Below are 12,009 nucleotides of genomic sequence, written 5' to 3'. Positions count from 1 at the left end.
GTATAACCAAGGAGTCACACCACATATAAGGAGGAAAAATTATGGAAATTACAGATGTGAAGATCAGAAAGATCATGTCTGACGGACGACTCAGAGCGGTAGTTTCGGTGACTATCGACGATATGTTTGCTGTGCATGATATCAAGGTCGTTCAGGGCGATGAAAGACTGTTCGTTGCAATGCCCAGCCGCAAGGACGAAAACGGAGTTTTCCGCGATATCGTTCATCCCATCTCACCTTCAGCAAGAAAGCTCTTTGAGGAGAATATCCTTGATGCATATGAGAGACAGCTTGCGATCATGGAGACCGAGGCTTCCGAGGAAGCAAACGAAGAAGCTGACGAGCTTTGATCAGTGATCTTACATAAAGACCTGCCTGTTAGGTGGGTCTTTTTGTTATATACCCAGCATTCTTGCCGCCTTGAGTATTGCTATCTGGGTCTTGCCGTCGCGGATAGTGCCGTCCATGACCTGTGCAACAGCCTCTGAGAGCGGTATTCTCTCCACATCGAGGAACTCGTCGGGGTCAAGGCTCTGTGAGGTGAAGGTAAGCCCTTTTGCGAGGTACATATAGGTTATCTCACTGTTGTAGGCAGGGGTGGGGAGCATCTCCCCGAGGTAGATGTACTCCGAGCAGGTGCAGCCTGTCTCCTCGAGGAGCTCGCGGCGTCCGCATTCGGCGTGATCCTCGCCTTTTTCAAGCTTGCCTGCAGGGACCTCTCTCGTCACCGTCTGAAAGGGATAGCGGAACTGCTTGACGAGAAATATCTCATTGTTCTCCGTAACGGGTATCACGCAGACTCCGCCGTTGTGATGGAGAACGTCGCGTGCGGCAGTCTTGCCGTTTTCAAGCTCGGCGGTATCATGGGTTATGGTGAAGATGACTCCCTCATACTTGACATCGCTGGTGAGAGTTTTTTCCTGAAGATGCATTATATTTCCTCCTTGGTCATGCTTTGGTATTGAACAGGCTGTCGCAGTATTCCTGCGCCGCCTTTATTTTTTCACAGGAGCTGTAATCATAGAAGTGCCTGTGGTCGGCGTAGTCTCCCTTGCTGCGCTTTCTGCGGGATATAAGCACATATACCGCCAGCACCGCTGTGCTTATACAGCTTATGATAACGCCCTCCCTGAGGTACGGCGTTCTGTATCTGAAAACAATAGTGTTGCTGCCCTTTTCGGCTCTGACAGCCATAAAGCCCTCGTTGACCTTTTCCACGTCAACAGGAGAGCCGTTTACCTCGGCGGTCCAGCCGCTGCTGTACGGTACGCTGAAGAATACCAGCTCAGGCGAATCAAGGTCTATCTCGGATGTAAAGCCATGGGAGTCGAAGCTGAAGCTCTTTGCGGAGCAGGCTATTTTTTCGCGGCAGAACATCCTGTATGACTCCCGCGACATGGAAGTATCTCTCTCGGGATCGTACTCCCTGAGGATATCGCTGTACTTCTCAGCCTGCTCGTCGGTGAGTATCAGGGACTTCATCATTACCTTCTCGCGCTGGAGCTTTCCCTTGTCATCGGCAGCCTTTTTGGTGATATAGGTATTATATGCAAAGCCCATGGGTACATACAGTTCATTCTCGTAAATCTCGAAATGCTCGGTCTCGCCGACGTATCTGAAATCGGGAAGCTCGTCGGGGATAATGGCAATGTCGGTATTCTCGTCCGCAGAATTAGAAGATGATGACGAGGAGCTGTCGGGAGTGGAGCGGAGAAGCTCCTCATAGGAGCATCCCTCTTTTTTCTCCTTGTAGTAATACTTGACGGAGAAAAGTCCGCGGAGAGTATAATGGCTGAGCTTTGCTCTGGAAGCCACATCTCTCGGTACTCCCACATAGCTGTAGAAGTCCATTATAGATGTATTTACCACGCTCTGGAAAGCTCTCATGGTGGGGAGCCCCCAGATCATGGGATAATTGTCGCAGTCTGCGGAAATATCTATCCTGAAGAAGTTGTCCTCGCTGACAGGCTCCCAAACCTCGTCCTCGCCGTCGATGGCGGTGTCGATATACTCACGGGCGGAGGTGACACTGTTTGCGGCGTAGAGAGTGGTGGTGAATACGCAGATTATAGAGGAGACCGCTGTGACGAATACCACAAATGCAGTGCTGAGTCTGCCTTTTTTCTTCCTGCGGAAAATGAGGTAGGAGCAGACAAGGAACAGCACCGTAACACCAATGGTTATCCAGAAATAGAGGACGTCCTCGGGCATGGTGAACAGCTTTGCCTTTTCGCCGTCCTTGGGCTTGGCAGGAAAGCAGCCCATGACCGCAAAGGCGATCGTCATGGCGGCGCAGACCTTCAGTCCCGTAAAGCCGCTGTTTTCCTCATCGTCAAGGCTGTGTGCGGTCATCATAGCCATAATGAGTATGGGCATATAGAACCACCGCGCATAGTAGTAGGAATTCACTGCCTGAAACAGACTGTTGAGTATGGGTATCACCGCGAAAACTCCGCAGCAGAACAGCAGTTTTGAAGCCCAGTGCTTCCTGCGCAGATGCATGAACGAGATGACTCCCGCCATTGAGAAAAGGGGCAGGTATGCGCCGATGGAAGCCCATTTTTCGTAGTCCGAGCTGAACAGGTTCGGATAGGCAGGGGGGTCCGCAGGCATGAACAGGGTCTGCACCAGACGTGGCAGGAGGGTCTTGTCGGTGTAAGCGGTCATATCCGCGCCGTAGAGCCTCTCGCTTATCCTGTAATTGCCCATGAGAGCCATAGCCGACGGCAGCAGTATGAAGGCTGCCATGAGGGAGCCGATGATAGCTTCAAAGAGAAGTCCGAAGAATTTTTTCCATGAGGTGTGGAAGTCCCTGCACCTCATCCGGAAAAGGTAGTATAGTATCAGGAACACTGCCTGACCTGCGAAGAAGTAGTAGTTCACGCAGGCGCAGAGCGCCACGGTCAGGGCGAAAACGCCCTTGCGGCGGCAGTTGATGTTTTCCTCCATGGCAATGAGCATGAGAGGGAACAGGGCTGTGACGTCCTGAAAGTGGTTGAAGAAGATGTTGTATACCTGAAAGCCTGAAAAGGCGTAGAGGAGAGCTCCTGTGACAGCGGCGTTCTTGCCGCGGACGAACCGCCTGATATAGGCATATGCGGTCAGTGTGGCGATGCCGTGCTTCAGCGCGAGGACAACAGGCATGGCATACAGCACCAGTCCCCTCGGGAGCAGGACGGTCAGCCAGAAAAAAGGACTGCCGCTGAGATAGAATGAATATGATGTAAGGAAGTCCGAGCCCAGATCCGTGAACCAGTTCCAGCCGAGTCCGCCGCTTCTTGCCGCGTCATTGGCAAGGCTGTAAAAGGGTATCTGCTGAGCGTTGTAATCGCCGTAGTATATGAAATAACCGCGCTCGGTGAGCATCATGGGCAGTACAGTGAAAAGCATGGTGCCGAAGCCCAGCAGGAATGCCAGCAGATATTTTTCTTTTGTACAGCCCTTGGCGGCGACACTTCTCTTCAAGGTTTCTTCCTCCGTAAAAAATAGATATACACATTGATTATAACATAACAGGCGAAAAAAAGCAACAAAAAACAGAATATATTTTCGATTTTGTCTGCGGAAGCTTTTTCTCCGCGCCTCTTGCCTTTTCTTTAATAATATGTTATAATATAAGGTATGCTACTATACTGATAAAAGGGGAACATATAATGGAAGTTTACCTTGATAATGCGGCGACCACCAAGCCCTGCGAGGAGGCAGTGGCGGCAGCAGTGACCGCAATGACACAGAAATATGGTAATCCATCGTCGCTCCACCGCGCAGGTCTCGAAGCGCAGCTCCTTATGGACAGCGCAAGAAAGACCATAGCCGACTCCATAGGCGCGGACAGCGGCTGTATATACTTCACATCGGGAGCTACCGAGAGCAACAATCTTGCACTCCGCGGAGCTTCCGCAGCTTACGGCAGAAAACGGAAAAAGATAGTCATTTCCGCAGTGGAACACGCCTCGGTGGAGGAGACTGCCGCAGACCTTGAGACCAAGGGCTTTGAGGTGGTAAGGGTGTCGCCCCGTGAGGACGGACGGTTCTATGCGGCGGACTTCATAAGTGCATGCGATGAGAATACCTGCCTTATAAGCATGATGTATGTCAACAACGAAACGGGCTATATACTTCCCGTAAAGGAGGTCTTCTCGGCGATAAACCGCCGTATGCCCGATATCGTGACCCATACGGACTGCGTTCAGGCTTACATGAAGCTTCCCGTCAAGGTCAGCGCACTCAATGCAGACCTTGTCTCCCTCAGCGCCCACAAGATACACGGAGTAAAGGGAGTGGGAGCGCTCTACATCAGAAAGGGCGTCCGTGTGCTTCCCGTAGTTACGGGCGGCAAGCAGGAAAAAGGCATACGCTCGGGAACAGAGAGCGTTCCCCTCATAGCTGCCTTCGGAGCTGCCGTGGAGAAATACCTGCCCACAGTTGCACAGCGCTATGAGAAGGCACTTCGCCTCAAGGCGTATCTGCTGGAACAGCTGAAGGATATCGAAGGAGTTGAGGTGAACTCTCCCGAGGACGGTTCGCCCTATGTCATAAATATCTCCGCAGGGGGCAAAAGGTCGGAGATAATGCTGCACTTTCTTGAAAGCAGGGAAATATATGTTTCCAGCGGCTCAGCCTGTTCAAAGGGACAGCAGAGCGGCGTGCTGGGACAGTTCGGCATAAGGGATAAACGCGCTGACAGCGCACTGAGAATAAGTATCACCGCGGAGACTGCTGAGTCAGAGCTTGATGATTTCTGTGAGGGACTTCGCGCCGGTATGGAAAAGGTAAGGGGTTAATATGGAAGAAGCAAAGAAAAAGAAGAAAAGTCCGCTGAAAGTGCTTATTATAATTTTTATTGTGCTTGCGGTGCTCTGTGTTGGCGGCTTCTGGTTCCTTTGTGAAGCAATGAAAACGACCACAGGCTCAAAGGTCAGCACGCGAAATGCAACGGCGAAGTCTTACCTCAAGGCTGTGACCGCACAAGTAGAGGATGTGTACAAGGAAAAGGGCGAGAAAGTTCCTGCTGACAAGGAATACATCATCAGGGGCAAGGGACAGATGAACGATCCCTGTGAGCTTCTCGGAGAGAGCATGACAAATCGTTATTCCTCCGACAACAGGCATTACTGGGTGGTGAAGTTCAAGGACGGATATGCCTCAGAGGCGTGGACTGCCCTCCGACCCATTAAGGACAGCGAGCTCAGGTACTACAGCCGCAAGGAGCTGATAGATGAGTCAAACGAGCATCCCATGAAGCAGGACAAGCTTGTCATCGGATACTACAGCGCTGCCGAGGGAGATACCTACACGAATTGATATTTATATTTATAATAGTATATTAGGAGAATAGATATGAAGGAATTAGTACTTGTAAAATACGGCGAGATGGCTCTGAAGGGTCTGAACAAAAAGACCTTCGAGGATATGCTCATCAAGAACATAAAGCGCAGACTGAAGCCCCTCGGTCACTTTCAGATGACCAGCGCTCAGTCTACAACATACATCACTCCCCTTGACGAGGACATTGACCTTGACGAGGTTGTGGACAGAGTGGGAAAGATATTCGGTATCGCAACTCTGTGCCGTGCCTGCGTATGCGAGAAGGATTTTGAGGACATATGCGCCAAGAGCTATGAGTACCTTGATACGGTGCTCAGCTGTGCAAAGACCTTCAAGGTCAACGCAAAGCGCTCTGACAAGGCTTTCCCCATGAAGTCTCCCGAGATATGTGCGGAGCTGGGCGGAAAGCTTCTTGACAGGTTCCCGAACCTGTCCGTGGACGTAAAGAACCCCGAGGTCACTGTTACTGTTGAGATACGCGACGAGAACGCCTTTGTTCACGCCGAGAACATCAAGGGAGCAGGCGGACTTCCCGTGGGAAGCAGCGGAAAGGCGCTCCTTCTGCTTTCGGGCGGTATCGACAGTCCTGTTGCAGGCTACATGATGGCAAAGCGCGGCGTCCATATCGCTGCCATTCACTATGTGAGCCCTCCCTACACCTCCGACCGTGCACAGCTCAAGGTCGAGCAGCTCTGTCAGAAGCTGACGGACTACTGCGGCGGCATAGCATTCTACTGTGTGCCCTTTACGGAGCTTCAGGAGGCTATCAAGGACCACTGTCCCGAGGAGTTCTTTACTATTATAATGAGAAGGCTCATGATGGAGATAGCACAGCGCATCGCCGCCAAGGACAACTGCCTTGCCCTTATAACAGGCGAGAGCGTTGGACAGGTGGCAAGCCAGACCATGGCTGCCATCGCCTGCACCGACGCAGTTTGCAGGATTCCCGTGTTCCGTCCTTGTGTCGGCATGGACAAGACCGAGATAATCGACATTGCGCGCAAGATAGATACATTCGATACATCCGTCCTTCCCTACGAGGACTGCTGTACCGTATTCACTCCACGTCATCCCAAGGTGCGCCCCGTGCTCAGCGACGTTGAGAAGGCTCAGAACAGCTTCGATTTCGAGCCGCTGATACAGAAGGCTGTTGAGGGTACGGAGATGAAAACTTTCAATTATGGCGAATAATTCTTAATTTTCTCACAAAATTATCACACTGATTTTGTATAATGTTTACTAAAGCAAGGGCGGCGATTTAGTGGTAAGCAGTAAATTTTCTGAATGTAATGCCGAAAAACTTGACAAATCGGTCAGTAATGTTGTAAAATTATTAGAACGGAAAGGTCTGACCATTGCTACGGCGGAAAGCTGTACGGGCGGACTTCTTTCAGAGCTTATTACATCAGTATCGGGTGCGTCTGCGGTCTTTGAGCTGGGGATATGCACTTATTCCGAGCGTATAAAGACCAAGTTCCTCAATGTACCTGCCGAAACTATCCGTAAGTACGGCGTGGTCAGCGAGGAGACGGCTCTGGGCATGGTCAGGGGACTGAAGGAATGCTCGGGGGCAGACGTCTGCGTTTCGGTAACGGGGATCGCAGGTCCATCGGGCGGAACTGCCGAGACTCCCGTCGGAACGGTCTATATCGGTTTCGATATCTGCGGCAGGCAGTTCGTGTGTCTGCCAGAGCTTTGGAAGCTCAGCGACCTGAGCAGGGACAATATCAGAAGATGTGCCGCTGCTTTTGCGTTCGATACGATAGAAAAAATACTGATGGAGGCGAGGACAGACTGATGAGCGAAAAAATGACCGACGGAATGACCGAGGCTCAGCGCAGAGCTGAGAAGATAAAAGCTATCAGAAGGTCTATCCGCGGTGAAGCGGAAGTCGCTCCGACGACATATGAAAACAAGGCAGAAGCTGAACGCGCCGATGTCAATGTGGGACGCCTCAGAAGCACTGAGGACAGGTCGGGTTCAACTGCTGCTGATATACTTTACGAGCTGGACAAAGCCATCGCCAATGAAAAGGCGGAGGCTGAACGTATTGCAGCCCGTGAGGCTGAGGCTGCTGCCGCTGCTGCTGCAAAGGCAGGCCCCGATATCTCGGATATAATCCCTGCACTGGAGCCTAACGCACAAGAGAAGCTCCATGAGATAGCTGAGGAGATAACTGAGGATTTCTCGGAGGTCCGTGCCAATGTCACCGGTGATGTAATGGACTTCACGGAGACTGAGACGGCGGATACGGCATACAGCGAGCCTGAACAGGAGCATACCTATTATAATGAGCCTCGGGCTCATGAGACAGCTGCGGATATCATAAGAGCAGATGCAGCTGAGGACACTGTGGTATTCACTCCCGTGGGACATCATCATGAGGAGGCTCCTCCGCCTGCTGCGGAGAAATGGGCTGAGCCTGTCATGAGAGCTGCCGCGGAGGGTATGACGACAGAGAAGTCCCATAAGAAAAAGAAGAAGAAAAAGAAGACCTTCGCACAGAAGCTGAGAGGGCTTTTCCCCGAAAAGGGCGACAGCGTTCTCGAATGTGTGAGAAAAATAGTATTTCTCGGTTCTGTCATAGCGATATTCGTCTGCGGTTACCTTGTGGGCGATTATTACTATGAGCTGTGGGCAAGTAAGCACAAGACCGAGAATATCATGGAAATATACGACATCTACGACGGCAGGGAGGCTGCGACCGTTGCCGTTGAGGAGGAAGGCGAAACAAGGATAAGGTTCGAGGGTATGCTGGACGGAGCGCGCAAGCTCTGGGACCAGAACCACGATATCGTGGGAGTTATCAATATCCCCGATACACCTATAAACAATCCTGTGATGCAGGCCGATGACAATAAAAAATACATGAATATGAAGTTCGACCTCAGTGAGAACAGGGCGGGCGAGATATTCCTCGATTACAGAAACCACTTCGACGAGGTGGGCGAGGACGGCTATCTCAAGTGCCCCAATTCGGGAAATCTGGTCATCTACGGACACAATATGCTTGACGAGCAGATGTTCGGAAGCCTTAAATGGTACCAGAGACACGAGGATTACTACGGCAAACACCCTATCATCTATCTCAGTTCAAATTACCGGAAATACACTTATAAGATATTTGCCTACTTCATTCTGGACAGCGGAGACGAAACCGATACCAAGTTTGACTGCTGGAATGAGCTTGAGTTCTCTGACGAGGATGAGTTCTACGGCTTTGTCAACGAGGCTAAGAGGAGATCTCTCCGACTTAACGACGTTGATGTGAAGTACGGCGATCCGCTCATAACTCTTTCTACCTGCAACACCACGCTTCCCGACGAGGATGCCGGACGTCTCATCATCATGGCGAGACTGGTCAGGGACGGCGAAGATCCTATGGCGGGCACACAGAACAGCAAGCCAAATCCCAATATCAAGTGGCCCACAAGTTACTATCAGGATCACCCCAATGAGCGTTACGATCCCAACGCGGAATTTGTTCCCTACGGCTGATGGAGGAAGATGAAATATCAATGAGCAAAAAAGCGAAAACTATTGCAGCCTGTGCGGTATGTGCCGCAGCTCTCGGACTGGGCGGATATGCTCTTTTCCTCAACAAGGAAACGGACACAGTACCGAAATTCAGTGAGGTGACCGAGACTGCCGAGCTCACTTCTGAGGATGTGGGCGTTCTTCCGCTGGGCTGGGCTGAAAATATAGACTATGCACCGTCATCGGACGGTATGACGGAGAGGGCAAAGTCCCTGCTCAGAGTCAACAAGGACATAGTCGGCTGGCTGAAGATCGATGGTCTCCAGCTGGACTACCCCGTAGTAAAGGACCCCGGCGAGATACCTGCTAACGATCCCTACTACGGTCCCGAGGAGTATGTCCCCGATGCATTCTACCTTGACCATGACCTTTACAGGAACCACGATCAGGAGGGTACTCTCTATCTGGACTACCGCGATGAGTTCGGAAGTGACGAGAGTCAGCACTCCGAAAATCAGGTCATCTACGGCCATGCAATGTGGAACGGCAACATGATGGGCTGTCTCAGGCGCTATCGTCAGGACTTCGATTTCTATGACGTAAGCCCCTTTATCCAGTACAGCTCAAATTACAAGACCTATGATTATGTTATTTTTGCTTTCCTTATTACCAGCGGAAGCTACGATGCTACCGACTTCCACTACTGGAATATGGAGGAGCTTGATTCAGAAGAGGACTTCAACTTCTATATCGACAACTGCAAAAGCAGATGGATGCTCGATACGGGAGTGGATGTGAAGTACGGCGACCAGCTGCTGACCCTCTCCACCTGCTATGCGGACGAGGATAACTCCCGTTTCTTAGTAGTTGCCAGAAGGCTCAGGGACGGCGAGGTCGCAGGAGACATGACAACTATCCAGCGCACTGAGGAGTGGAAAAAGGCTCGGGAGGAAAAAGAGAAAGAGGCAGTCGAGCACGATACTCCCCCGAAGAACGACGAATAACGTTAGTGAGCTACCTTATGTTTTTAAAAGGAGATTGTTATGATTATGCAGAAAATGCTCAAACGAGCGGCAGCTGCTGTATCGGGAGCTCTTGTGCTCTCGGCTGCAACAGGCATGGATACTGCGGACAGTACAACGGCTGAGGAGACCTCCGCTGTCACAACTGCTGCGGTGGAAAGCGCTGCGGCTGATGAGACTGAGGCTGCTTCTGCTGCCGAGGCTGTTATAGCCGAGGAGGAGCAGAAAATGCCAGAGGATTGGGTCAAGGCTGATATCAGCGACTATGACTCAAGTATGTCACTCATAAGCTATGAGCTTGCAACGCCTGAAATGGCGAAAGTGGGCGAGCCTGTGGATCCCTTCGCAGGACTTTCCGAAGAGGAGCGCAAGGCTCTTGAGGAGGAGATCGCCAAGAAGAAGAGCGCACTGAAAAAAGGTACGCCGACCCTTTCCAAGAACGCTGCAAAGAGCAGGAGCAAGGAGCCTACTGCCGTAGAGCTCAAGACCTCGGGCGCCTTTGTGGGAGATATCCCCGAATCCCAGCCCGATCCCAGCATTGCTGCTCAGCCCGGCGAATTTGCCTTTGTAACATATGGCTGGGGACACGGAGTCGGCATGAGCCAGAACGGCGCCAACTTCTATGCAGCCTATGCAGGCTGGACATATCAGGATATCCTGTTCCACTATTACCCCGGAACTTACCTGATGAATACGGGACTCACCGATGAGGAGGAGCTTACCATTGCTCATGAGCCTGCGGGCGATACCCTCAAGGTAGTCTCTGAGATAGTCAACCGCGAGGTGGGCGGAAGCTTCTCATACGAAGCTATCAAGGCTCAGGCAGTTGCAGTATATACTTATATAAAGTATAACGGCGACGACTCAAAGGACCTGAGAGGCAAGCCCAATCCGCCGCAGATAGTCATCGACGCCTGTGAGGAGGTCCTCGGTGAGGCTCTTTATTACGACGACAACTACGCGCTGACCGTATTCTCCGCATCAAGCGGAGGCTGCTCGGCAAACTGCTATGAGGTGTTCTATGCGGATTATCCATACCTCAGAAGTGTGCCCAGCGACTACGATGCAGCCTTTGATCCCCACTGGGGAACAGTTACATATATGAGCGCGGAGGTAGTGAGGAAGAAGCTGGAGACAGCCTACAACATCACCCTTTCCGATGACCCGGGCAACTGGATACAGCCCGTGTACTCTGACGAGACAGGCTATGTCACCGAGGTGCTCATAGACGGACAGACCTACGCGAAGGGCTATCCCTTCTCAATGATGATGGGTCTTAAATCATCGAAATTCAGTCTCACATATACATATGACTGATCGCGGTATACCGCACATATAGAAGAACAAAAGAAATAAGTCTTTGGATACAGGAGATCGCCACGGTGCTCTATATCCGAAGACTTATTTCGCCTTTTGGGTGACGAAGGGGGAAGCCGAGAGGTGAAAAAAACCTGAAAAACATCCAAAAAGGTGAAGAAAGGTGAAAAGCAAGAAAATAATTTAACAAAAACAAAAACGTTTGTTTCGCGTCAAAGCAGCCTTTGGTTAATCATTGAACAAAATCAACAAAAAATAGGCGATTTCTGTGTTAATGATTGTGAAATACTCCGTCTTGATATTCTACCCGATTGATGATAAAATAGTTTTAGGGTGAAAAAAGGTGATGGGAAGTGAAATTTTCCAAAAAATGGTAAATCATTCCTGAGTTTCAAAGGAAAGCGAGGCGAAGTTCGATGGCAGATCTGTTATGCGGTACATATTACCCCAGTATAGATCAGAAAGGCCGTATGAGCTTCCCCACAAAGCTCCGTGAAATCCTCGGAGCCGAGTTTTACCTTTGTCAGGGCCATGATGATGCCTACATCGCCGTTTACTCGCTCGATGCATTTCAGGACTATTGTGAAACGCTCAACTCCATACCCGGTAAGCAGGGAAGCGACATAAGACGTAAGCTCCTTGCAGGTGCAGATAAGCAGATCCCCGATAAACAGGGACGTATCTTCATCACCCAGCAGCTCAGAGATCACGCAGGCATAACCGACGAAGTCGTTGTTATCGGCGCGAACAGGAGATGCGAGATATGGAATAAGGCTAAATGGGAGGAATTCAATAACAACATCTCTCAGGAGGAGATCAACAATGCGCTTGCGGATCTCGTTCTGTGATACGGACGTTTTTGTCT

General features: G+C 50.9%; 11 protein-coding genes. 9 read left to right on the top strand and 2 right to left on the bottom strand.

Features of this window, described 5'->3' with window-relative positions; translation table 11 throughout:
- Positions 1-41 precede the first annotated feature (41 nt).
- Entirely contained in the window at positions 42-350 is a 309-nt protein-coding gene (spoVG, locus tag DSZ37_RS07840) for a septation regulator SpoVG (RefSeq protein WP_028521108.1), read from the top strand.
- Positions 351-395: 45 nt separating this feature from the next.
- Here the strand turns inward: spoVG and DSZ37_RS07835 are convergent, their stop codons facing one another.
- Together DSZ37_RS07835 and DSZ37_RS07830 are read right to left on the bottom strand one after the other, a co-directional pair.
- Positions 396-932, bottom strand: coding sequence for an NUDIX domain-containing protein (locus DSZ37_RS07835; protein ID WP_109726360.1), 537 nt, complete (start codon positions 930-932; stop codon positions 396-398).
- A gap of 16 nt (positions 933-948) precedes the next feature.
- Entirely contained in the window at positions 949-3,465 is a 2,517-nt protein-coding gene (locus DSZ37_RS07830; protein WP_109726359.1) for a YfhO family protein, read from the bottom strand.
- 188 nt (positions 3,466-3,653) lie between these two features.
- Here DSZ37_RS07830 and DSZ37_RS07825 point away from each other — a divergent pair, with 188 nt between their 5' ends.
- The 8 genes from DSZ37_RS07825 (at position 3,654) to DSZ37_RS07790 (ending at position 11,992) form a co-directional block, all read left to right on the top strand.
- Complete coding sequence (locus DSZ37_RS07825; RefSeq protein WP_109726358.1) at positions 3,654-4,784, top strand: cysteine desulfurase family protein; 1,131 nt, start codon at positions 3,654-3,656, stop codon at positions 4,782-4,784.
- A gap of 1 nt (position 4,785) precedes the next feature.
- Positions 4,786-5,304: a hypothetical protein gene (locus tag DSZ37_RS07820; RefSeq protein ID WP_109726357.1), complete on the top strand. Its 519-nt coding sequence runs from the start codon at positions 4,786-4,788 to the stop codon at positions 5,302-5,304.
- A 36-nt stretch (positions 5,305-5,340) separates the two neighbouring features.
- Positions 5,341-6,519 carry a tRNA uracil 4-sulfurtransferase ThiI gene (thiI, locus tag DSZ37_RS07815; RefSeq protein ID WP_109726356.1) on the top strand — a complete coding sequence of 393 codons (1,179 nt, stop codon included), beginning with the start codon at positions 5,341-5,343 and terminating at the stop codon, positions 6,517-6,519.
- 70 nt (positions 6,520-6,589) lie between these two features.
- Positions 6,590-7,126 carry a CinA family protein gene (locus DSZ37_RS07810; protein WP_109726355.1) on the top strand — a complete coding sequence of 179 codons (537 nt, stop codon included), beginning with the start codon at positions 6,590-6,592 and terminating at the stop codon, positions 7,124-7,126.
- On the top strand, positions 7,126-8,826 hold the full coding sequence (locus tag DSZ37_RS07805) for a class B sortase (RefSeq protein WP_181380275.1): 1,701 nt from the start codon (positions 7,126-7,128) through the stop codon (positions 8,824-8,826). Before DSZ37_RS07810 ends, DSZ37_RS07805 begins: the two co-directional genes overlap by 1 nt.
- Positions 8,827-8,846: 20 nt before the next feature.
- A complete protein-coding gene (locus DSZ37_RS07800) occupies positions 8,847-9,809 on the top strand; it encodes a class B sortase (protein WP_181380274.1) in 963 nt (320 codons plus the stop codon).
- Positions 9,810-9,848: 39 nt separating this feature from the next.
- A complete protein-coding gene (locus DSZ37_RS18215; protein ID WP_109726352.1) occupies positions 9,849-11,144 on the top strand; it encodes a SpoIID/LytB domain-containing protein in 1,296 nt (431 codons plus the stop codon).
- Positions 11,145-11,560: 416 nt separating this feature from the next.
- Positions 11,561-11,992: a division/cell wall cluster transcriptional repressor MraZ gene (locus DSZ37_RS07790; RefSeq protein WP_109726351.1), complete on the top strand. Its 432-nt coding sequence runs from the start codon at positions 11,561-11,563 to the stop codon at positions 11,990-11,992.
- Positions 11,993-12,009 lie beyond the last annotated feature (17 nt).

Origin of the sequence: Ruminococcus flavefaciens (assembly GCF_900116855.1) — a bacterium.
GTDB lineage: Bacteria > Bacillota > Clostridia > Oscillospirales > Ruminococcaceae > Ruminococcus > Ruminococcus flavefaciens_R.
This window is presented reverse-complemented; position numbering and strand designations above follow the sequence as displayed.

Coding starts and splice junctions, on each gene's coding strand:
- spoVG (WP_028521108.1), top strand. CDS start 42: ATGGAAATTACAGATGTGAAGATCAGAAAGATCATGTCTGACGGACGA.
- DSZ37_RS07835 (WP_109726360.1), bottom strand. CDS start 932: ATGCATCTTCAGGAAAAAACTCTCACCAGCGATGTCAAGTATGAGGGA.
- DSZ37_RS07825 (WP_109726358.1), top strand. CDS start 3,654: ATGGAAGTTTACCTTGATAATGCGGCGACCACCAAGCCCTGCGAGGAG.
- DSZ37_RS07820 (WP_109726357.1), top strand. CDS start 4,786: ATGGAAGAAGCAAAGAAAAAGAAGAAAAGTCCGCTGAAAGTGCTTATT.
- thiI (WP_109726356.1), top strand. CDS start 5,341: ATGAAGGAATTAGTACTTGTAAAATACGGCGAGATGGCTCTGAAGGGT.
- DSZ37_RS07805 (WP_181380275.1), top strand. CDS start 7,126: ATGAGCGAAAAAATGACCGACGGAATGACCGAGGCTCAGCGCAGAGCT.
- DSZ37_RS07800 (WP_181380274.1), top strand. CDS start 8,847: ATGAGCAAAAAAGCGAAAACTATTGCAGCCTGTGCGGTATGTGCCGCA.
- DSZ37_RS18215 (WP_109726352.1), top strand. CDS start 9,849: ATGATTATGCAGAAAATGCTCAAACGAGCGGCAGCTGCTGTATCGGGA.
- DSZ37_RS07790 (WP_109726351.1), top strand. CDS start 11,561: ATGGCAGATCTGTTATGCGGTACATATTACCCCAGTATAGATCAGAAA.